The organism is Rhizobium hidalgonense (assembly GCF_005862185.2).
GTDB classification, from domain to species: Bacteria; Pseudomonadota; Alphaproteobacteria; order Rhizobiales; family Rhizobiaceae; genus Rhizobium; species Rhizobium hidalgonense.
Map to the genome: position 1 here is coordinate 4,017,656 of NZ_CP054027.1, position 21,273 is coordinate 4,038,928.

The 21,273-nt window shown below is 63.1% G+C and carries 21 protein-coding genes and 2 pseudogenes; 15 read left to right on the forward strand and 8 right to left on the reverse strand.

Annotated features, from left to right (window positions below; translation table 11 throughout):
• Positions 1 to 139: 139 nt before the first annotated feature.
• The 6 genes from FFM81_RS19550 (at position 140) to FFM81_RS19575 (ending at position 7,184) form a co-directional block, all read left to right on the forward strand.
• Positions 140 to 502, forward strand: a complete 363-nt coding sequence (locus tag FFM81_RS19550; protein ID WP_003570918.1) for a septal ring lytic transglycosylase RlpA family protein — start codon at positions 140 to 142, stop codon at positions 500 to 502.
• 150 nt (positions 503 to 652) lie between these two features.
• On the forward strand, positions 653 to 1,942 hold the full coding sequence (locus FFM81_RS19555) for an RsmB/NOP family class I SAM-dependent RNA methyltransferase (protein WP_138385389.1): 1,290 nt from the start codon (positions 653 to 655) through the stop codon (positions 1,940 to 1,942).
• A gap of 198 nt (positions 1,943 to 2,140) precedes the next feature.
• Positions 2,141 to 3,415, forward strand: coding sequence for an imelysin family protein (locus FFM81_RS19560; protein WP_138385388.1), 1,275 nt, complete (start codon positions 2,141 to 2,143; stop codon positions 3,413 to 3,415).
• Between the two features lie 43 nt (positions 3,416 to 3,458).
• A complete protein-coding gene (locus FFM81_RS19565; RefSeq protein WP_003570922.1) occupies positions 3,459 to 4,997 on the forward strand; it encodes a di-heme oxidoreductase family protein in 1,539 nt (512 codons plus the stop codon).
• Positions 4,997 to 6,097, forward strand: coding sequence for an imelysin family protein (locus FFM81_RS19570; RefSeq protein ID WP_025417567.1), 1,101 nt, complete (start codon positions 4,997 to 4,999; stop codon positions 6,095 to 6,097). Before FFM81_RS19565 ends, FFM81_RS19570 begins: the two co-directional genes overlap by 1 nt.
• Positions 6,098 to 6,101: 4 nt before the next feature.
• The gene (locus FFM81_RS19575) at positions 6,102 to 7,184 is read left to right on the forward strand and encodes a DUF1513 domain-containing protein (RefSeq protein ID WP_138385387.1); all 1,083 of its coding nucleotides are present in this window, start codon (positions 6,102 to 6,104) and stop codon (positions 7,182 to 7,184) included.
• A 68-nt stretch (positions 7,185 to 7,252) separates the two neighbouring features.
• Here the strand turns inward: FFM81_RS19575 and FFM81_RS19580 are convergent, their stop codons facing one another.
• Positions 7,253 to 8,329, reverse strand: a complete 1,077-nt coding sequence (locus tag FFM81_RS19580; protein WP_138385386.1) for a DUF2252 family protein — start codon at positions 8,327 to 8,329, stop codon at positions 7,253 to 7,255.
• Positions 8,330 to 8,557: 228 nt separating this feature from the next.
• On the opposite strand from FFM81_RS19580, the gene FFM81_RS19585 reads away from it, so the two are divergent.
• The 4 genes from FFM81_RS19585 (at position 8,558) to rpiB (ending at position 11,812) form a co-directional block, all read left to right on the forward strand.
• On the forward strand, positions 8,558 to 9,007 hold the full coding sequence (locus FFM81_RS19585) for a PaaI family thioesterase (RefSeq protein ID WP_003570928.1): 450 nt from the start codon (positions 8,558 to 8,560) through the stop codon (positions 9,005 to 9,007).
• The gene (locus FFM81_RS19590; protein ID WP_003570930.1) at positions 9,004 to 9,642 is read left to right on the forward strand and encodes a 5'-methylthioadenosine/S-adenosylhomocysteine nucleosidase; all 639 of its coding nucleotides are present in this window, start codon (positions 9,004 to 9,006) and stop codon (positions 9,640 to 9,642) included. The genes FFM81_RS19585 and FFM81_RS19590 overlap by 4 nt, the downstream gene beginning before the upstream one ends.
• A gap of 93 nt (positions 9,643 to 9,735) precedes the next feature.
• Entirely contained in the window at positions 9,736 to 11,298 is a 1,563-nt protein-coding gene (guaA, locus tag FFM81_RS19595; protein WP_003570932.1) for a glutamine-hydrolyzing GMP synthase, read from the forward strand.
• Positions 11,299 to 11,362: 64 nt separating this feature from the next.
• Complete coding sequence (gene rpiB / locus FFM81_RS19600) at positions 11,363 to 11,812, forward strand: ribose 5-phosphate isomerase B (RefSeq protein WP_138385385.1); 450 nt, start codon at positions 11,363 to 11,365, stop codon at positions 11,810 to 11,812.
• A gap of 121 nt (positions 11,813 to 11,933) precedes the next feature.
• Here rpiB and FFM81_RS19605 read toward each other — a convergent pair whose 3' ends face one another.
• Positions 11,934 to 12,815: an AraC family transcriptional regulator gene (locus tag FFM81_RS19605; protein ID WP_138385384.1), complete on the reverse strand. Its 882-nt coding sequence runs from the start codon at positions 12,813 to 12,815 to the stop codon at positions 11,934 to 11,936.
• Between the two features lie 96 nt (positions 12,816 to 12,911).
• Positions 12,912 to 13,817, reverse strand: a complete 906-nt coding sequence (locus tag FFM81_RS19610; protein WP_025417562.1) for a LysR family transcriptional regulator — start codon at positions 13,815 to 13,817, stop codon at positions 12,912 to 12,914.
• A 113-nt stretch (positions 13,818 to 13,930) separates the two neighbouring features.
• Here FFM81_RS19610 and FFM81_RS19615 point away from each other — a divergent pair, with 113 nt between their 5' ends.
• Positions 13,931 to 14,563, forward strand: a complete 633-nt coding sequence (locus FFM81_RS19615; protein ID WP_138385383.1) for a DsbA family protein — start codon at positions 13,931 to 13,933, stop codon at positions 14,561 to 14,563.
• Between the two features lie 56 nt (positions 14,564 to 14,619).
• Positions 14,620 to 15,522 carry an MBL fold metallo-hydrolase gene (locus tag FFM81_RS19620; protein ID WP_025417560.1) on the forward strand — a complete coding sequence of 301 codons (903 nt, stop codon included), beginning with the start codon at positions 14,620 to 14,622 and terminating at the stop codon, positions 15,520 to 15,522.
• A gap of 109 nt (positions 15,523 to 15,631) precedes the next feature.
• Here the strand turns inward: FFM81_RS19620 and FFM81_RS19625 are convergent.
• The 4 genes and pseudogenes from FFM81_RS19625 to FFM81_RS19640 all read right to left on the reverse strand — a co-directional run.
• Positions 15,632 to 15,853: pseudogene (locus tag FFM81_RS19625) on the reverse strand (PIN domain-containing protein); the annotation flags it as partial.
• A 112-nt stretch (positions 15,854 to 15,965) separates the two neighbouring features.
• On the reverse strand, positions 15,966 to 16,511 hold the full coding sequence (locus FFM81_RS19630) for a YbhB/YbcL family Raf kinase inhibitor-like protein (RefSeq protein WP_025417559.1): 546 nt from the start codon (positions 16,509 to 16,511) through the stop codon (positions 15,966 to 15,968).
• A gap of 38 nt (positions 16,512 to 16,549) precedes the next feature.
• Positions 16,550 to 17,404, reverse strand: coding sequence for an AraC family transcriptional regulator (locus tag FFM81_RS19635; protein ID WP_003570939.1), 855 nt, complete (start codon positions 17,402 to 17,404; stop codon positions 16,550 to 16,552).
• Positions 17,405 to 17,601: 197 nt separating this feature from the next.
• Positions 17,602 to 18,498, reverse strand: coding sequence for a LysR family transcriptional regulator (locus tag FFM81_RS19640; RefSeq protein ID WP_003570940.1), 897 nt, complete (start codon positions 18,496 to 18,498; stop codon positions 17,602 to 17,604).
• A gap of 97 nt (positions 18,499 to 18,595) precedes the next feature.
• On the opposite strand from FFM81_RS19640, the gene FFM81_RS19645 reads away from it, so the two are divergent.
• The 3 genes and pseudogenes from FFM81_RS19645 to FFM81_RS19655 all read left to right on the forward strand — a co-directional run bounded on the left by FFM81_RS19645 (position 18,596) and on the right by FFM81_RS19655 (position 20,654).
• Positions 18,596 to 18,970 carry an Atu4866 domain-containing protein gene (locus FFM81_RS19645; protein WP_003570941.1) on the forward strand — a complete coding sequence of 125 codons (375 nt, stop codon included), beginning with the start codon at positions 18,596 to 18,598 and terminating at the stop codon, positions 18,968 to 18,970.
• 56 nt (positions 18,971 to 19,026) lie between these two features.
• Positions 19,027 to 19,878 carry an oxidoreductase gene (locus tag FFM81_RS19650; RefSeq protein ID WP_173883803.1) on the forward strand — a complete coding sequence of 284 codons (852 nt, stop codon included), beginning with the start codon at positions 19,027 to 19,029 and terminating at the stop codon, positions 19,876 to 19,878.
• 42 nt (positions 19,879 to 19,920) lie between these two features.
• Positions 19,921 to 20,654, forward strand: a pseudogene (locus FFM81_RS19655) (SDR family oxidoreductase).
• A gap of 23 nt (positions 20,655 to 20,677) precedes the next feature.
• Here the strand turns inward: FFM81_RS19655 and FFM81_RS19660 are convergent.
• Entirely contained in the window at positions 20,678 to 21,244 is a 567-nt protein-coding gene (locus FFM81_RS19660; protein ID WP_003570947.1) for a methylated-DNA--[protein]-cysteine S-methyltransferase, read from the reverse strand.
• Between the last annotated feature and the right edge of the window lie 29 nt (positions 21,245 to 21,273).

A 21,273-nucleotide genomic window follows, 5' to 3' on the forward strand; every position in this document is an offset into this window, starting at 1 on the left:
TCTTTTATCAATGACCTCGCAAATATTACAGACTGTAATATTCCGTGATCGCATACGGCACTTTTTCGCCATTTTTCGGCGGATTTAAGCCCCGCCGCCTGCAAGGGCGTTGAGTTCAATAGTTGAGGGATACTCTGTTTTGAAGAAAATAAGCCGTTCTATTATCGCTGCCGCAACTATTGCAGCCTGCTCTTGCTTGCTTCCGGCGGAGAGTTTTGCTGGAAATGGCTGTGGCGGTGCTTCATGGTACGCACTCCACTCCAAAACTGCTTCCGGGGAACGTATGAACCCTGCCGTCTTGACTGCTGCACATCGTTCGCTGGCTTTCGGCACCAAGGTCAAGGTCACCAATCGCAACAATGGCCGCACCGTCGTCGTTCGCATCAACGATCGCGGTCCGTTCATCCGCGGCCGGGTGCTGGATCTGTCGCGCGCCGCTGCACAGAATATCGGCATGGTGAGCTCCGGCACGGCGAAGGTCTGCTACCAGGTGATCAGCTAAGCCGAATAGCTTGCGACCGGCTGCACCGTCAGCGGCGCTTGCTCTTGCCGCCAATCGCGGTTACCACGCGGTTGAGACTTGTGAACAATCCCTTCCGCGACTGTCGCGGCTGACGGATCCTTAGCAGGCATGGCAACAGGAGACTTGTGAATGCGTCTGGGCGGCCGCCTCGAAGGGGCGATTTCTGTGCTCGCGGACATCGATGCCCGCAAGCGGCCTGTCGCCGACGCGCTAAAGGACTGGGGCCTTGCGCATCGTTTCGCCGGCTCCGGCGATCGCGCCGCCATCGGCAACATCGTCTATGACGCCCTGCGCATGCGGCTTTCCCATGCCTGGCTGATGGATGACGACAGTGCCATAGCGATTGCCCATGCCGTCATGTTCCGCCAATGGGGTTTCACGCCCGATAGTCTTGCCGCGGCCCTGGCCGATGACAAGTTCGCGCCGCCACGGCTTTCGGCCGATGCCGTCGCGGCCTTCGAAAGCCGCTCGCTCGACGATGCGCCGCCGCATATCCGCGGCGATATTCCCGAATGGGTCCAATCCTCCTTCGAACAGGCTTTCAGCGCCGGCTGGCTTGCCGAGGCCCAGGCGCTCGCTGCCCGCCCGACACTCGATCTGCGCGCCAACATCCTGAAATCCTCCCGCGACAAGGCCGTCAAGGCGCTCGAAAGATCGGGCGCGCAGGCTGCGAAGATCGCTCGCTACGGCATCCGGATTGCCGCCGGCGAAGGCGCCTCGCGTCTTCCCAACGTGACAGCCGAGCTTTCGTTCCAGAAGGGCTGGTTCGAAGTTCAGGACGAGGGATCGCAGATCGTCGCCGACCTCGTGCTCGCCAAAGACGGCGAACAGGTGCTCGACTATTGCGCCGGTGGCGGCGGCAAGACGCTCGCCATGGCGGCGGCCATGCAGAACAAGGGACAGGTTCACGCCTATGACGCCGACCGTAAGCGGCTGGCCCCGATCATCGAGCGGCTGAAGCGGGCGGGCACGCGCAATGTCCAGGTGCATGACGACGCTAGGGGGCTTTCCGGCCTTACTGGGCGCTGCGACAAAGTGCTGGTCGACGCGCCCTGCACCGGCACCGGCACATGGCGCCGCCGCCCCGATACAAAATGGCGGCTCACGGCGAAGAACCTCGACGAACGCACGACCCAGCAGCAGGACGCGCTCGCCCAGGCGAGCAGTTTCGTCAAGCCAGGCGGCGAACTGATCTACGTCACCTGCTCGGTATTGCCCCAGGAGAACGAGGAACAAGTGCGCCGCTTCACGGCCGACAATCCTGATTTCCAGATCGTCAGCGCCCTGCCCGCCTGGGACGGCCTCTTCGGAAAGGACGCGCCGCGTCCGCGTTCTTCCGACGGTCTGACGGTCACGCTGACGCCAGCCTCGACCGATACGGACGGCTTTTTCTTCTGCCGTATGCAGCGCAAGGGCTGAGCGCCGCCGAGCCGCACTCCGATGCAGGAAGAGGGCCGCGGATAAGCCGATTTTTCGAGCAAATGCCCGGCAAAAATGACGATCTTCCAGCAAGCGCTCATCTTAAAATCATTCCAAACTAGAGTGTTTGACACAAGTTTGCTTTTGCGCGAAGAGACGGAGCCCGATTAGACGGAAGATCCGTCACAGGAGAGGATCATGAAGCTCAACACATTCCGCGCAGCCGTGCTGGCGATTGCCCCCGCCGCTCTGCTCGCCCTTCCCGCGCAGGCCGAGACCGATGCTAGCGCCGTGGTGAAACACTATGCCGACGTGGCGCATGCGAAATACGAGGACTCGCTGACGACGGCCAAGGCGCTCGATGCTGCCATCGACGCCTTTCTCAAGGCGCCGACCGATGCGACGCTGAAAGCCGCCCGGGACGCATGGGTCAAGGCGCGCGTCCCCTATCAGCAGACGGAAGTCTATCGTTTCGGCAATCCGATCGTCGACGACTGGGAAGGCAAGGTCAACGCATGGCCGCTCGATGAAGGCCTGATCGACTATGTCGATACCTCCTATGGCACCGAGAGCGACGAAAATTCTCTCTATGTGGCCAATGTCATCGCCAACAAGACGATCAAGATCGACGGCAAGGATGTCGATGCCTCCAAGCTGACGCCGGAATTCCTCTCCGGCACGCTCGCCGAGGCCGGCGGCATCGAAGCCAATGTCGCGACAGGATACCACGCCATCGAATTCCTGCTCTGGGGCCAGGATCTGAACGGCACGGGACCCGGCGCCGGCGACCGTCCGGCCACCGACTACGACCTGAAGAACTGCACGCACGGCAATTGCGACCGCCGCGCCGAATACCTGAAATCCGCCTCGACCCTCTTGGTGTCCGACCTGCAGGAAATGACCGACAACTGGAAGGCTGACGGGGCTGCGACGAAGAACGTCGAAGCCGATCCGAGGGCCGGCCTCGTCGCGATCCTGACGGGCATGGGTTCGCTTTCCTACGGCGAGCTTGCCGGCGAGCGCATGAAGCTCGGCCTGCTGCTGCACGATCCGGAAGAAGAGCATGATTGCTTCTCCGACAATACCTACAACTCGCACCTCAACGACGCGATCGGCATCGCCGCCGCCTATACCGGCAACTATACCCGCGTCGACGGCACCAAGCTCAGCGGTCCGTCGCTGCACGATCTCGTCGCCGCCAAGGACAAGGCGGTCGATGCCGAGATGGAAGGCAAGCTCAACAAGACGCTCGATGCGATGAACGCCATGGCTAAGCGCGGCGAGACGGTCGAGAAGTACGACCAGATGATCGGCGAGGGCAACAAAGAAGGCAACGCCGTGGTCCAGGCTGCCATCGATGGGCTGATCGACCAGACGAAATCGATACAGCGCGTTATTGCCGCACTCGATTTCGGCACGGTTCAGCTTGAAGGTTCCGACAGCTTGGATAATCCTAACGCCGTCTTCAAATAAGCAAAAGGCGGGCCGCTCTCAGTGGAGCGGCCCGGACCCTGAAATGTCGCATGCCCCGGCCCGCCGATTGATCGCCAGCGCAGCGTTCTGCGCCACGCTTGCCGGTTTTTCCGCAACGATCGCCGCCGGTTTCGATCTGCCGGCGAAACGCACCGACCTTTCCGAGGCCGATCTCAAACGCGTTGCCGACGTGACCCGGCCGACTACGGATTTTTCCAGGGCCGAACAATATGAAGCGATGCAGGCCGGTGGCACGACCTCGATCGATCCGATCACCGAAGACAGCTTCTCGCATATTTCGGCCAATATTCCCTTCGAGGAAGAGCAGAATTTCAAGCTCGGCAACGCACTGTTCCGCAAGCTCTGGGTTTCCTCGCCCTCCTCGACACAGGCCTCCGATGGGCTCGGGCCGCTGTTCAACGCGCGCTCCTGCATGAGCTGTCATGTCAATGACGGTCGCGGCAAACCGCCGGAGGGCGGCCCAAGCGCCGTCTCGATGTTCCTGCGGCTTTCCCGCGCGGCCAAAACAGCCGCGGAAGAAAGGGCGATCGCAAGCGCCGATATCCTCAATTTCCCCGATCCAGTCTATGGCCATCAGCTGCAGGATCTTGCCGTTCCCGGCCTTGCCGCCGAAGGCCGTATGACGATCCGCTATGACGAGGAGACGGTGACACTTGGCGACGGCGAGGCCGTGTCGCTGCGCCGCCCGCATTATGCGGCGACCAAACTTGCCTATGGGCCGCTCGATCCGGCCACGACGATCTCGGCGCGTGTTGCTCCTGCGATGATCGGCCTCGGACTGATCGAGGCGATCCCCGACGCCGATATACTTGCCCATGCCGACCCTGACGATGCCGATGGCGACGGCATTTCGGCCAAGGCGGCGATCGTGAGCGACCACCGCAGCGGCAAGATCGCGCTCGGCCGCTTCGGCTGGAAGGCGCAAAACGCCACGGTGCGCGACCAGAATGCCGACGCCTTCGCCAATGATATCGGCATCTCGACCCCCGACCACCCGGATGCACATGGCGATTGCACCGAGGCGGAAAAGAAATGCCTCGATATGCCGACCGGCGTCCAGAAACGGCTGGGCGCGGAAGAAGCGCCGGGTCCCATTCTCGACCTCGTGACCTTTTACTCCGAAAATCTTGCCGTGCCGGCGCGTCGTAAGGCGAGTTTCCCCGAGACGCTGAAGGGCAAGCGGATTTTCTACGAAACCGGCTGCATTTCCTGCCATCTGCCGAAATTCGTCACCCGTCGGGATACGCCCGACAAGGCCCAATCCTTCCAGCTGATCTGGCCCTATTCCGACTTTCTTCTGCACGATATGGGCGACGGACTTGCCGACGGACAGCAGGTCGGCCTTGCAAGCGGACGTGAATGGCGCACGCCACCGCTATGGGGTATAGGACTGACCCGGACTGTCAGCGGACACAGCTTTTTCCTGCATGACGGCCGTGCGCGGAATCTCACCGAGGCGATTCTCTGGCACGGCGGCGAAGCTGAAAAGGCCCGCAACGCTTTCTCCTCCCTGTCGAAAGACGACAGGGCGGCCCTGATTACATTCCTGGAGTCACTTTGATGCGCCTTTGGCACCCCCTGCTCTGCCTCACTCTGATCGGCCTCGCCACATCAGCGGCCGCCCAGACCGCCGCTCCTCCGGCAGGGCTGAACGAGGATGCCGTTCCCGCCGTCATGCAGCGCGCCGTCGACGAGGTGATCCGCCCGGGCTATCGCAACATGCAGCAATCGGCCGCCCGGCTGACGACGGCGATGAAGGATCTCTGCGACGGCGGCACCCAGCAGACGCTCGAAAAGGCGAAATCGGCCTTCGACGATACGATCCGCTACTGGTCGATCATCGAGATCGTCCAGACCGGACCGGTCATCCAGGACAATCTCTTCGAGCACATCCTGTTCTATCCCGACCGCAAGGGCGTCGGCTTGAAGCAGGTGCAGGCGCTGATCGCCAAGGCCGATCCGAAGGATGCGGCGGTCGATGCGATCGCCGGCAAGAGCGTGGCGCTGCAGGGCCTGACGGCGTTGGAATACGTGCTTTACGGCAATGGCTCCGAAAATCTCGTCGGGCAGAAGGGCGGCTTCCGATGCCTTTACGGCGCCGCCGTCGCCGGCAATATCCAGCGCGAGGCCGGCGAAGTCGTCGCCGCTTGGGAAAAGCCCGACGGGGTGCAGGCGAGCTGGAAACATCCCGGCCCGCAAAGCAATGATTTCATGGACAACAAGGAAGCCGTGACCGCGCTGCTCGGCATTCTCGTCCACGGTGCCGAAAATGTCCGCGACCAGCGGCTGGAGCAATTCTACAAGGGCAAGGACACGGCGCCGCGCCCGCGCATGGCGATCTACTGGCGCTCCAAGAATACCTGGAAATCGATGGCCGCCAATATCGACGGCTTGCGCACGCTCTGGCAGAAGGCCGGCATGGCCGAGCTTCTGCCGCCGGACAAACAGGCCGTCGCCGCCTCGATCGACGAGGACTTCAAATCGCTGCTCGACAGCGTGCCGAAGCTCAATCCCGATATCGACGTTGCCGTAAGCGATGCGGAGAAGGCCAAGCTCGATACGCTGCTTGCCGAGAGCCGCGACCTGATCACCAGGATCAGCGACGAATATGGCGCGGCCATCGGCCTTTCGGCCGGCTTTTCCTTTTCGGATGGAGATTGAAGCGATGATGCGAAGTGCCGCAATCGACCGACGCAGTTTCGTCAAGGCGGCCGGGATCGGCTTCCTTGCGGCCTTGACGCCAAAGTCGCTGATGGCGCTGGAGCGGACCGATGCGGTCTATGCATCGGGCATTCGGGCTGCCGACGGCTCCTTTGCCGTCGCGACCGTGACGGAGCGCGGCGAGGTCGTCGATCAGGTGGCGCTTCCCGCGCGCGCCCACGGCATGGCCTTCAGCGCCGCCACCGGCATGACCGTCGCCTTCGCCCGCCGGCCCGGCACCTATGCGATGATTTTCGATGCCCGCAATAAGCGCGAGCCGATCGTCATCAATTCTATCGAGGGCCGGCATTTCTACGGCCATGGCGCCTTCTCGCCCGATGGCCGGCTGCTCTATGCCAGTGAGAACGACTTCGACGGCAATCGCGGCATGATCGGCCTCTACGACGCCACTAACCGATTCAGCCGCATCGGCGAATTCGAGACTTACGGCATCGGTCCGCACGACATGACGGTTTCCGATGACGGACGCCTTCTGATCGTCGCCAATGGCGGCATCGAGACGCATCCGGATTTCGGCCGCACCAAGCTCAATCTCGGGGAGATGCAGCCGTCGCTGGTGCTGATCGACGCAACGTCCGGGGCGCTGATCGAAAAACATCTACTGCCGGCGCAATGGGCGGAACTTTCCACCCGCCACGTCGATCTCGACGACAAGGGCCGTATCTGGTTCGCCTGCCAGTACGAGGGCCACCGCAAGGATCTGCCGCCGCTTATCGGCCATTTCGCCAAGGGCGAAGAGCTTTCCTTCATCGACCTGCCGGAGCAGACGACGCGCAGGCTTGCCAATTATGTCGGCGCGATCGCCGTCAATCGCAGCGAGGGTCTCGTCGGCGTGACCTCGCCGAAGGGCGGCGCCTCGGTGACCATCGACGCTAGGACGGGCAAGGTGCTGGCCGAGACGGCCATTCAGGACGCGGCCGGCATCGCGCCGGCAAAAAGTGGCTTTGCTGTCTCCTCCTATGATGGCGATTTCCTGTCGACCCGCAGCGACGTCGCCTGGGATCAGCACATCGTGCGGATCTCTTAAAGCGTGTCGCGGTCTTTCAGATTCGCTTGCCACGCTTTAAGTCGTTGGTTTGCCGCATCCGCGATGCTCTAGCGGGCGGGCGCGTAGTCCTTCTGCTCGGCACTGATGGTCAATGCGGCGGTCCGTGCCGCCTCATGCAGCCATTCCGGTCCCTTGGCCTGCAAGTCCCGCAGGATCGCTGCTGCGACCGCCGCATCGTCGGAATGGCAATTGGCGATCTCGAAGCCCATCAGCTCGAGCATCGTCGGCGAAAGCAGGACCTCCGGATGTTTGTCGATCTCGATCTTGCGGCTGTTGGGCGAAAGCCGGCGCACGAGAATACGGCCGGAGACACGATAATGGGGATCGGCCGAGCGTATCCGCCCGGCGGCAATCTCGCCCGCGTGGATCACCTCATCCTGCGGCCTGTGGCGAAGCGACCAGGCCGACGGCAGCAGCGCCTTCGCCTCGCGCAGCACCGGCCCGCCCTGCCATTCGGCATAGGCGACGAAACGCGGCCGGCCGAGGCTGCCGGTTCCGCCGCTGCGTGGCTTGACCACGAAGGGGCCGGAGCTGGGCGGCAGTGCATCGGCGAGCGCCTTTGTATAGGTGGCGGGCGCCTCGTTTTTGCCCGGCGTCAACGTCTCGTATTTCTCCCAGAATTCCCGACGTTCGGAATTCGGCAGCATCAGCGCCTTGCGCAGCCATTTGTGATCGCGTTCGAGGATGACGGGCAGCGGATTTTCAAGGCCCCGGCGATAGCCGCCGAGGATCAGCTCGCCGATCATCCGAACCGAGGGCCCGTCGCCGCCCCGCGCCAGGATGGCACTTGCCGCAAGACGAACGAGATCCAGCGCATAGGGCATAACAGCTGCATCGTCGAAATCATTGACGCCCCAGACGAGCCTGCCCTCGGCATCGCGCCAAGTGCCGAAATTCTCCAGATGCGTATCGCCGATCGCCAGGACCTCGGGTGCCGTTGCAAGCTCCGGGCAGATATCGAAGATGATTTCGCACCAGCGCCAATAGGTGGCGCGCAGGAAGACGAAATCGTCACTGCACATCTTCTCGTGCTTCTCGCGTAGATCGTCTTTGACGAGATCGGCCCCGAGTTCGCCAGCCAGCCAGCTCTCGAAATTTCGCACCGATTGCGATATCGTCGTCATGCGTCGGCGCTCCGTCGTTTCGAGACCTGACGCAGAGAATATCCGCTGAGCGCGAAGCTGCAATCGCCTTCGCACAAGGCCGGCGGCATGCGCAATGACAAAAACGGCGAAAGGTTGCGCTGGCGACACGGCTTGATGTTTCCATCGCCGTCCAGACCGATTTCGGCAATGTGCAGCTTGTCGAATGCGGCCCGTCATGCCACTTTCGCCGCTGCAAGAGGGGCAGACATGAGCGAGACTGACAGGGGCGATTTCCGCGCGCGAATCCGCCGCAACTTTGCGCGGCAGGCGGCGATGGAGACGATCGGCGCGGAACTGACGCGCGTCGAGCACGGGGTCGTCGAAATCGAGCTTCCCTTCGACGTCAAACTGACGCAACAGCACGGCATCCTGCATGCGGGCATCATTTCCGCCGCGCTCGATTCGGCCTGCGGCTTTGCCGCCTACAGCGTCATCGACCCCGAAGCCTCGATCCTGACGATCGAGTTCAAGGTCAATCTCATGTCGCCGGGGCGTGGCGAGCGTTTCCTGTTTCGCGGCGAAATCACCAAGCCCGGCTCCACCATCATCGTCGCCGACGGACGAGGCTACGCGATCAGCGACGGGCCGGCGAAACTCATTGCCTCCATGACCGGAACGATGATGGTGATCCGCGGCAGAGAAGGAATTACGGGATGAAGTTCGAACTGAAATCGGTCGCGGGAAAGTCCATGCTGTTTGTCATGGCGGCCGAGGCCGAATATGGTCCCTTCCTGCGCTCGCGTATCGAGCCCTTGATGACCGGCGTCGGCCCGGTCGAGGCAGCGGTGGCGCTGACGAAGACGCTGGCGCGGCTGGATGCGGCCGACGATCTGCCCGATCTCGTCGTTTCCCTCGGCTCGGCCGGCTCGGCGAAACTCGAGCAGACCGAGATCTATCAGGTGACCTCGGTTTCCTATCGCGATATGGACGCCTCGCCGCTCGGCTTCGAAAAGGGCAGGACACCTTTCCTCGACCTGCCGGCGACCCTCGAGCTGCCGCTGCGCATTCCTGGCATTGCGGAAGCCAGCCTTTCGACAGGCGGCAACGTCATCTCGGGCGCGGCCTATAGCGGCATCGACGCCGACATGGTCGATATGGAAACCTTTGCGGTGCTGCGCGCATGCCAAGGCTACAAGCTGCCGCTGATCGGCCTGCGCGGCATTTCCGACGGCGCAGTCGAGCTGCAGCATATTTCCGGCTGGACCGAATATCTACACATCGTCGATCGCAAGCTCTCCTACGGCGTCGACAGCCTGTTCACAGCGCTGGAGGACGGCGTATTCTGGTTCTGAACCCCGCAAAAGCGGGGACAATCGGAACAATAAAAACCGACGCCGCCGATTTCCCGGATTGCCAGGCGAAGCGCTTTTCATTAAAGCCTCGCCATGACCCAGACAGCACATCCCGACTCCGTTCTCATCGTCGATTTCGGCAGCCAGGTGACCCAGCTCATCGCACGGCGCGTGCGCGAGGCCGGTGTCTATTGCGAAATCGTTCCCTTCCAATCGGCCGAAGAGGGCTTCAAGCGCCTGCAGCCGAAAGCCGTGATCCTGTCCGGCAGCCCGGCTTCGACGGTGGACGAGGGATCGCCGCGGGCGCCTGATATCATCTTCGACAGCGGCCTGCCGGTCTTCGGCATCTGCTACGGCCAGCAGACGATGTGCATGCAGCTCGGCGGCAAGGTCGAAAGCGGCCATCACCGCGAATTTGGCCGCGCCTTCCTGGAGGTTAACAAGGACTGCCAGCTGTTCGAGGGCCTCTGGTCCTCCGGCTCGCGCCACCAGGTCTGGATGAGCCATGGCGACCGCGTCACGGCGCTGCCCGAAGGTTTCGAGGTGGTCGCCACCTCCTCCAACGCGCCCTACGCCTTCATCGCCGACGAGAAGCGCAAATATTACGGCGTGCAGTTTCACCCGGAAGTCGTGCATACGCCTGACGGCGCCAAGCTGATCGGCAACTTCATTCACAACGTCGCCGGCCTCAAGGGCGACTGGTCAATGTCGGCCTACCGCCAGAAGGCGGTCGATGAGATCCGCAAGCAGGTGGGCGACAAGCGCGTCATCTGCGCGCTTTCGGGCGGCGTCGACAGTTCGGTCGCAGCCCTCTTGATCCACGAGGCGGTCGGCGACCAGCTGACCTGCATCCTCGTCGACCACGGGCTGATGCGCAAGGACGAGGCGGCCAACGTCGTCGCCATGTTCCGCGAGCACTACAATCTGCATCTGCTGCATGTCGACGCCTCCGACCGTTTCATCGGCGAACTCGAAGGCGTTTCCGACCCGGAAACCAAGCGTAAGATCATCGGCCGGCTGTTCATCGAGACCTTCGAGGACGAGGCCAAGAAGCTCGGCGGCGCCGATTTCCTCGGCCAGGGCACGCTTTATCCCGACGTGATCGAGAGCGTTTCCTTCACCGGCGGCCCGTCGGTGACCATCAAGTCGCACCACAATGTCGGCGGCCTGCCGGAGCGCATGAAGATGCAGCTCGTCGAGCCGCTGCGCGAACTCTTCAAGGACGAGGTGCGCGCGCTCGGCCGCGAGCTCGGGCTACCCGACAGCTTCATCGGCCGCCATCCCTTCCCCGGTCCCGGCCTCGCGATCCGCTGCCCCGGCGGCATCAGCCGCGAAAAGCTGGAGATCCTGCGCGAGGCGGATGCGATCTATCTCGACGAAATCCGCAAGGCCGGCCTCTACGACGCCATCTGGCAGGCCTTCGCCGTGCTGCTGCCCGTCCAGACGGTCGGCGTCATGGGCGACGGGCGCACCTATGAATTCGTCTGCGCGCTGCGCGCCGTCACATCCGTCGACGGTATGACGGCGGATTTCTATCACTACGACATGGAATTCCTCGGCCGCGCCGCCACCCGCATCATCAACGAGGTGCGCGGCATCAATCGCGTCGTTTATGATGTGACGAGCAAGCCGCCCGGCACGATCGAGTGGGAGTGAGGGATAAGTTTGATCCGCCTCCTCCAAGCCGGAAAATTGCTTCGGGAAACGGGACGACTTCTTCATGACTGCCAGCGACCGCATCGTCCTCTCCAGCGACCACGCCGCCATTGAGCTCCGGCAGGCCATTGCCGCTCATATCGCGGCGCGTGGCTGGATCGTCGTCGACATCGGGCCGACGACGGCGGAGAGCACACCCTATCCCAAGCACGGCGAAGCGGCAGCGCGGCTCGTCGCCTCCGGCGATTGCCGGTTCGGCATCATCCTGTGCGGCACCGGCCAGGGCATCATGATGGCAGCGAACAAGGTCAAGGGCATCCGCTGCGGGGTCTGCAGCGACACCTTCTCAGCCCGCATGATCCGCCAGCACAACGACGCCAATATGCTGTCGATTGGCGTGCGCGTGGTGGGCCAAGGGCTGGCGCTCGATATCGTCCATGCGTTTCTGAGCGCCCAGTTCGAGGGCGGCCGGCATGCGACGCGGGTGGAGATGATCGAAGCGCTGGAAAGCTAGAGCCGCTTTTCTTCTTCCTTGGGAGGAGATGGTTTCACGACCCAAGCCCCCGGCCGGTCTGGAGTAGACAACGGCCTGTCCGCTTAGGCGATCAGAATGGACAAGCCGCCGTCAGAGAGCGCTACTTCAGCGGCAGAAACAGCTCCGCCACCGCCTCATGCTCCGCCACTTCCGGGAAGAAGCTCAGCCGCTGGCAATAGATCGGAAAGTCGCGTGCTTCCTCGCCGCTCGCCGGAAGCCAGTCGCGATAGAGATAGAGCGCGGCGGGTTCCAGATTGTCGGTATTGCCGACGACGCGCAGCACCGCGCAGCGCCCGCCGGGAATCTCGCCGGCTTTGATCGCCTCGCCCTTCGCCTCGATCGGCCGGTCGGTCCCGACACAAAGATCGACGCTATAATCGGCAGGCGACGCCGGACGCCGCTCGGAACGCCAGACGTTGAAGGTTGGATTTGTCCTGGGGTGCAGGCCGGCGGCCTTGCGCCAGGCGATGAACCGCTGGATGGTGGCGCCGAGCATAGCCGGGTCGCCCCGATGCTGCATGATCGCCACCGGCGTCGGCGGCACGTTGCGGATCGTCACGTCGTTGGGGGTAAGAATCTTCTGCATCAGCTTGCTCCTGGCGTTGTCGAGAGGCCCGAAGGCCGCAAGCCACGGCTCCCAGTCGGGAGATTTCCGGAACGACGAAGGCGATTGCCCGAACCTCTGCCGAAAGGCCCGGGCGAAAGCATCCGGTGCGGTGTAGCCGGAATCCATCGCTATATCGGTGACGCGGTCGTTGTCCCTGTAGGCCAGCCGGTATGAAGCCCGCTTCAAACGGGCAAGCCTGACATAGCGATGCACGGATAGACCGAAGGTCGCCGTGAACTGCCGGTGGAAATGAAACTTCGAGAAAGCCGCGATACCGCTCAGACCATCAAGTTCGAGATCGTCATCGATGTGCCGGTCGATATGATCCAGCACCCGCTGCATCCGCTCATGATAGTTCCGAAGCGCTGCGCTCATTCCTTTAGTCTCCGTGGCAGCTCAAACTAGATCGCTCAGGCAAGGCGGCGCTCGACCGATCTTGCGCTTTTGGCCGCGAAGCTTCGGTTGCCGGTCTTACCGGTTCCTTTCCGAACGCCGAATCTCATCGACCAGCATCGCAACGAAGGCCGTCACCTTTGGTGGGCGGAAGCGGGCGGCGGGATAGACGGCGTGAATGCCACCGGATGGCAGAGACCATTCGGGCAGGACCTCGACGAGCCGGCCGCTGCCGAGATGGTCAGCGACTTGGAAATCCGGCAGCACCGACAGGCCGCCGCCGGCAAGCGTGGCCGCCAGCACCGCCGTCGTGGTGTTGATGCTGAGCGCCTGACGCATGCGGACGGCGCGGCGGTCGAAATCTCCCCTGGCGAAATGCCAGAGCAGCGGCTCACGCAGCGCGCCGTTGGCGATGAAGGGCAAGGCTGCGAGATCTTCCGGTTCCCGGGCGGCGATCGTCCCCAACTGGTTTGCCGAGGCGACGAGAAGCTGGCGGAACGTGCCGATCCGCCTGGCCTGGAGAGTGGAATCGTCGAGCCACCCGACCCGGATCGATACGTCGATATGATCGGCGACGAGATCGGCCCTCGCGTCGGAGAGAACGAGGTCGACAGTGCAGGCGGGAAAGCGCCGGGCAAAACCCACCGCCAACGGCGCGATCATCGAGGCGCCATAGTCATTGGGCGCGGCAATGCGCAGCACGCCCATCGGCTCGGCCCGGGCCTCGGAAAGTTCGTCGACGGCATCCTCCGCTTCGCGAAGGATCATGACGCAGCGTGCGTAGAGCATGCGGCCCGCCTCCGTCGGCTCCACCCGGCGTGTCGTCCTGATCAGCAGGCTGGTTTCGAGTTCGGCTTCCAGCCGGGCGACCTGCTGGCTGACCACCGTCTTGGTGATCCCCAGGCGGTCCGCCGCCCTGGTGAAGGACCCGGTGCCGACGACCGCCGCGAAATAGGCGAGCCGGTTGAGATTGATCGCTTCCATGGTCGCGCTGACCGTCTCATTGTTAGCTTCTAGCTTACAGTATGTCAGACTGAGTGCTGTTAATCCATATCAGGCATGGGGCTATTCTTCCTCCAGACAGTTCGGAGGCGCACATGCGGATCACCTATCTTTTCGACGCCCTTTGCGGTTGGTGCTACGGTGCCGGCCCTGCCATCGAGCGCCTGGCGGCGCTCGAGGACGTGACGGTAGAGCTTGCCCCCACCGGGCTTTTCGCCGGGGCGGGGGCACGATCGATGGATGCGGGCTTTGCGGCCTATGCCTGGCAAAACGACCAGCGCATCGCCCGGCTGACCGGACAGCCGTTCACGGAGGTCTATCGCAGCCAGGTTCTCGGCGCGACCGGCTCCCTGTTCGATTCGGCGCCGGCCACCCTCGGAATCGTCGCGACCGGCATCGAGGCACCGGGCCGCGAAATCGAGATCCTGAAGCGGCTGCAGCGCGCCCGTTACGAAGAGGGCCGCGATATCGCTGATCGCGCCATCGTCGCCGACTTGCTTGCCGAAGCCGCCCTCACATACCAAGCCCAGCGTGTCCGTTCACCCGACGAGGAGCTTCTCGCGGCCTATCATCGGCGGATCGACGCTGCCCGTGCCGATATGCGGCGCTTCGGCGTCGACGGCGTGCCGGCCCTCGTGCTCGACGATGGCGCCGGGCGGCGCCTGCTGCGCGGCAATGCCCTTTTCGGCCATTTCGACCTTCTGCTTGCCGAGATGCGGGCAGCCTGACGGTTGCCGCTGCGTCGAGGATACCATCCCTCACATCACATTCCCTGGAGTCCCACATGTTTTCGAGGAGACAGATCATGAAGACCACTCTTGCCATTGGCGCCGGCGCCGTTTTTGCGCCCGCCGATCTCGGCCACGCCGCCGGATCCAAGCTGTCCTGGAAGCACTTCCCGGCCGGTCCAAACGGTTTCTTCCGCGCGCCGGTCCTCGTCAGCGGTCCGTCGGAGGCCTTGCTGATCGACGGCGGCTTCAGCTATCCCGACGGGCGGGCGCTCGCGGACGCCATCAAGGCGACCGGCAAGAAGCTCACCGCAATCTATGTCAGCCAGTCGGACCCGGATTATTATTTCAGCCTGAAGCCCGTTCTCGAAGCCTTCCCAGGCACCAAGGTGCTTGCCGCATCCGATACGCTTGATGCCATCAAGGGCAATGTCGAGAAGAAGTTGGCGGTCTGGGGACCGCAACTCAAGGAAAACGGCCCGCAGACGCTCGCCGATATCGTCCTTCCGGAAGCCTTCGACGGCCCGGGCCTGATCGTCGACGGTGAGACGGTGGAGATCGTCGCAGCCGAAGCCGGCCTCGCCAACCGCCGCTATCTCTGGGTGCCGTCGCTGCCGGCCGTGTTCGGCGGTGTGATGATCTTCTCCGGCGTCCATGTCTGGACAGCCGACACGCAGAGCAAAGAGCAGCGCACCGCCTGGATCGCCACGCTCGACAAGATTGCGGCCCGCAAGCCGGCCGTCGTCGTGCCGGGACACCTCGTGCCCGAAGCGGCGACCGACCTTTCCGGCGTCGCCCACACCAAGGCCTACCTCCTCGCCTTCGAGGAAGAGCTGGCCAAGGCCCCGGACGCCGCCGCGCTGAAGGCCGCCATGGAAGCCCGCTTCCCCGGCCTCGGCATGGGCGTCGCCCTCGATATCGGCTCGAAGGTCGCCAAAGGCGAAATGAAGTGGGGCTGAGACTGCCGATCCCGACCTGATCCGGAGGACCTGTGAAGGCCCTCCGAGCAGCGCGGCGCCACTTCCCGGCCGCTCTGCCTGTTCCGACATCCGAACATCAGCAGCCGCGTCAGCCGGCTCCGCCGATCGGGTTGACGATCTGGAGACCGGCAAAGTCCTTCTCGTTGTCCGACACCACGACGCAGCCGTTCGCAACAGCGACGGCGGCGACGATCATGTCGAGCCCGCTGCGCGGCCTGCCCGCCGCTTTCCCTTCCGCCATCAGTCGCGCCCAGATCAGGCCCGCCTTGTCGTCGAACGACAGGATCCGCCCCGCAAACAGCGCCTGTGGCGGATGAAGCTCTCTTGAATGCCTGAGCTTGTCTCAGCGCGCAGGCCGGCCGAGATTCGGTCGCCACGACCGGCCTTCGTGATGCAAGGGTGTTGCGGATCCAGAGCCGGCTTCAGCGGCCGTAGGTGACCTCGACGGATGCCTTGTCGAGCATATTTGCCCGGACATAGAAACCGACCATGGCGGCCGGCGCGGTATCGGGAAGCGGCAGGCTGTCGACCTTAAGTGCATAGACGGTGAACTGGTAGTGGTGCGGCGCATCGCCGGCCGGCGGGCATGCGCCGCCATATCCCGACGCACCAAAGTCGGTGTGACCTTGCACGGCGCCAGCCGGCAGCTTCTTGTCGCCGCTTGCGCCGGTGGCGATCTTCGAAGCATCTGCGGGAATATTGAACACCGACCAGTGCCACCAGCCGGAGCCGGTCGGGGCATCGGGATCGTAAGCCATGACAGCAAAGCTCTTGGTGCCCTCAGGAGCGCCGGACCAGACCAGTTCCGGCGAGATGTTCTTGCCCGAGCAGCCGAAGCCGTTGAAGACCTGCGCGTCGGCCATGGCCTTGCCTGACGTCAGATCTTTAGAGGTGAGTTTCATTTCGGCCTGTGCGGCCGTGGCGCCGACGACGGACGCGGCGAGAAGTGCTGTTGTGATAAAACGCATTTGGTTTTCCTGCGGTTGATGACGCCGGAAAACTATCGTCATCGAAGGAGCGCATCTGCCCCGCTATGCTCAACTTCTGCCCCGATCCGCTCAAAAGGCTCGGGGCCGTTGCGCACATGGCGTGGATTGACGCCGAACCGCTCCTTGAACCGCGCCGAAAATTGAGACGGCGAATCGTAACCAACCTCCAATGCGACCTGCGCCATCGGAAGCGTCGTCGTATGAATGAGCCCCAAGGCCCTGTTCATCCTTGTGTCGCTCAGGATCTCGCTGAAGCCGGTATTTTCCGCGGCGAGCCTGCGCCTCAGCGTCGCTTCGCTCATGTTGAAGGAACGCGCCGCGTGCGCCAATGTCCAAGCAAAGGCCGGATTACCTTCGATCAACTGCCTCAGCCGATCCTCAAGCCGAGGACTCTGGCTCTCACCCAGCACCGCACCGCAGAGCGCAAACCAGGTGACGAGTTCCACCAAACGAGCCTTGGCAATGGCGCCGGGAAGCCTCGCCAAATTGCCGGGCTGGCAGCAATAGTCAAACAATTCCGCTGCTTCCTGCGGCAGGCTCGAGGCGCTTGCCGGGAGCGGCCGCGAGGGAACGGCAATCGACCCCATGCTGACATAGGCATCCTCGAACAACTGTCTGGGAACAGGGAGTGCTACGGTCTGATAGTTTCGCGGGGCTTTCGGAATGTTCTCCATCGTCAATGGCTGATAGTCGGGCAGCAGGCCATACGCGCCGGCTTCGAGGCGCAAAGGCCTCTCATCCGCCATGATGATCTTCGTTCCCGATTGCACCCGGAACAACAAGGGGCTGGTATTGACGAGACGATAAAAACAGGCGCGCACACCCTGGCGGATCAGAGCCCTGGTCGGAACGGGAAAAACATTGTCCAGCATAGGTTCTCCCGCAACGGATGGATGATCATGGACCCAGGCGGCCATGAGCGCCGGAAATAGCAAATGCCCGTGCTAGGGGCAATCTCGACCGGGCGGCGCCTCGCGAAGAGGTCAGCTGAAAAATGACGGCGCCGTGCGTTCTTCCGGACGCGCGGCGCTCTAACACTATGAATCTGCGCATCGGAGATGGACGATCTCTACAGCCTGCCGGACCTCCTAATATAATCGACCAGGGCCCGCAGCTTCAGCGGCTGCCGCTGACGCCGGGGATAATAGAGATGGAAGCCCGGGAAGGGTGGGCAGAAGTCTTCCAGCAGCGGCAGGAGTTCACCGCGTTCGATATAGGGCTCAAAGGTTTCCACCATCCCGAAGGTGATACCAGCGCCGGCGCAGGCCATGCGGATCATCATTCCCATGTCGTTGGTCGTGACGACGGGATCAACCGCGACGTCGAAGTCGCGATCGTTTTCGGTGAATTCCCAGCGATAGGGCGCGGTATCGGGGCGCGGCCGCCAGCCGATGCAGGCATGGTTCTGAAGGTCGCGGGGATGGCGGGGTTGGCCACGGCGCTCGAGGTAGCCGGGCGACGCGGCCGCGCATTGCCGCTGCTGGCCGGAGACCGAGATCGCGATCATATCCTGTTCGATCAGCTCGCCGAGTCGGACGCCCGCATCGAAGCCGGCCTCGACGATATCGAATTCGTCATCGCCGATGGTGATATCGAGTTTGATTTCAGGGCAGGCCTGCATGAAGCCGGCCAGCAAAGTGCCGGACAGGAAGCTCTCGGCGATCGAGGAAACGGTGATCCTCAGCAAGCCACTCGGGCGCGCCTGCATCTCCCGCACCGTCTGCACCGCATCCCTCACCTGCCGTAGCGATGGACGAACCGCCTCGAAGAACACTTCACCGGCTTCGGTCAGCCTGACGCTGCGCGTTGTGCGCTGGACCAGGGCGACACCCACTCGATCCTCCAGGCGCTGCAGCGCCTGGCTGACGGCTGAGCGGGTGACACCGAGCCGCTCGCCGGCAAGGCGGAAATTGCGCGCCTCCGCCACCGCAAGAAAGACAGAGATACCTTCGAGATCATCGACCATTGGTTAGCAATTCTAACCAAGGCGTCGCTGATTGGCAACTTAATCGCCCCGTTTAGAAACGCTATCTTGCTGTCGCGGTCAAGCGAAAGGAAAAGCGATGCGTAACTTCTCAAGCAACGGCGTTCTGCATTTTCTCGCCGCGGCCACCTTGGTCGGCGCGGCGATCCCGGCCTCATCAGCAGATGGCTCGAACGACCGAAACCGCATGCGTCAACAGCCAGGTGAGAACACAATGCAGCAACATCCTTATATCGGCATGTGGGTAACGGATGACGGCCGGATCCGCCACGAACTTCTGCCCAATGGCCGTTACGACGAAGCCCGCGGCAGCCGGGAAAGCGCCTATCGAGGCCGTTACGAAGTCACCGGAAACCACATCGAATATTGGGACGACACCGGCTTCACCGCCGACGGCGATTTCGTCGACGGCAACACCCTCCATCACGGCGGCATGGTGTTTCGCCGCAAGTGATGCCGTCTCAAAGGCAAACTCACACAGGATGAGGCCGCGTCGCGCGGCCGGAAAGGATGACGATCATGTCTTCCACGACCCCCATCTGGCTGATAACAGGCGCATCGTCCGGCCTCGGCCGGGCCCTTGCCGAAGCGGTTCTCGCCCGCGGCTGGCGCGCCGCCATTACGGCGCGCAGACCCGAGGCCTTGAGCGATCTCACGGCAGAACACGGCGACCGCGCGCTGGCGCTTGCCCTCGATGTGACGGACAGCCGCTCCGTCGCCAGCGCGGTGCATGACGCTGAAACCCATTTCGGCGCGATCGACGTGCTGGTCAACAATGCCGGCTATGGCTACCTCTCGGCGATCGAAGAGGGCGAGGATGCCGATATACGCGCCCAGTTCGAGACCAATGTCTTCGGCTTGATCGATGTCACCAAACGGGTTCTGCCCGGCATGCGCTCACGCCGGCGGGGGCATATCTTCAACCTCTCTTCGCTTGGCGGGCTCGTCGCCTTCGCCGCGACCGGCTATTACCACGCCACCAAGTTCGCGGTCGAAGCCCTGTCGGAATCGCTGTCCCATGAGGTCAAGCCGCTCGGCATTGAGGTGACGATCCTCGAACCCGGTGCTTTCCGCACAGATTGGGCCGGCCGGTCGATGGTCGAATCCAAGACTGTTATCGACGACTATGCCGACACATCGGGCAAGCGGCGCCAGACCACCCGTTCGGCCTCCGGCAAGCAGCCGGGTGACCCGGCGCGCGCCGCAACGGCAATTATATCGGCGTTCGAGGCGGAGGAGCCGCCGCTGCGCCTGCTGCTCGGCGCCCCCGCATTGAAAATCGCCCGCGACCGGCTCGATGCGCTGCGGGCAAATTTCGATGCCTGGGCGGAAACGACGCTCAGCGCCGACTTCCCGAGCTGAGCGGACGCCCAGAAATCCTCAAACCTGCAAATGGAGTTTAAAATGTCCGATATCAAAGCAAAGGTAGTTGCCATTACCGGGGCCAGCAGCGGCATCGGAGAGGCCACGGCAAAGGTCCTTGCTGCCGCAGGCGCCCATATCGTCATCGGCGCGCGCCGCACCGAGCGCCTCGAAAACTCGCCGATGAAATCGCCGCGAAGGGTGGCGTGGTGCGCCCGCGCAAGCTCGACGTCACCGATCGTTCCGAGGTGGAGGCTTTTACAAGCTTTGCCAGATCCGAATTCGGCCGGCTCGATGTCATCGTCAACAATGCCGGCGTCATGCCGCTCTCGCCGCTCGAGGCCCTCAAAGTCGAGGAGTGGGACCGGATGGTCGACGTCAATATCAAGGGCGTTCTCTACGGCATCGCGGCGGCCCTTCCGATCATGAAGGCGCAGGGATCGGGGCAAATCATCAACCTGTCTTCGATCGGCGGCCACAGTGTCTCACCGACGGCGGCCGTCTATTGCGCAACCAAATACGCGGTCCGGGCGATCTCGGACGGGCTGCGGCAGGAAACCGATCGCATCCGCGTCACCGTCATTTCTCCTGGCACCACGACCTCGGAACTGGCCGAGACGATCACCGATCCGACCGCGCGCGACGCCATGAAGGCGTTCAGGGCGGTCACGATCAGCCCGGAGGCCATCGCCAATTCGATCCTCTATGCCATCAGCCAGCCCGATGACGTCGATGTCAGCGAGATCATCATCCGCCCGACAGCCAGCCCTCATTGAGCCGCTGACGTTCGGCTCGCCGCCTAAAAACCCAGCGATTGCTGGGCTGGCGGCGGTGGTCCGAGTTGGACACCTTCGAGCTCCAGCATGCGGGTCTTCGATGACGAGCCGCCGGGCGCGGAGAAGCCGCCGATCTTGCCACCGGCGGCCAGCACCCGGTGGCAGGGAATGATCAGCGCGACGGGATTTTTTGCCATCGCCTGGCCGACGTCGCGGGCCGCTTCCGGCCCGGCGCCGAGCTCCTTCGCCAGCGCGCCGTAAGTGGTCGTTCGGCCCCAGCCGACACGTCGTGCCGCCGCGTAAATATTTCGGAAGAAGTCATCCTGGCCGGCAAGATCGAGTTCGACGCCGGAAAAATCGATTTCCTCGCCCAGGAAATAACGCTTCACGGCGGCGACCGTCTCCAGCACATCAGGGGTCGGGGTACTGGGTTCGGCATCCGGCAGGCGGCGCAACAGCAGCCGTTCGGTCGCTTCCGCAGTTTTCGTCGGCAGCTGGAAACGGGTGATGCCGACGTCGCTCCAGGCGATGCCGCAGAAACCGCCTGCGGTTTCGAAAATGAGATAGTGGTGCCTTGTCGACTCGTCCATGACATAGCCTCCGCGTTTTCGATTGAAAC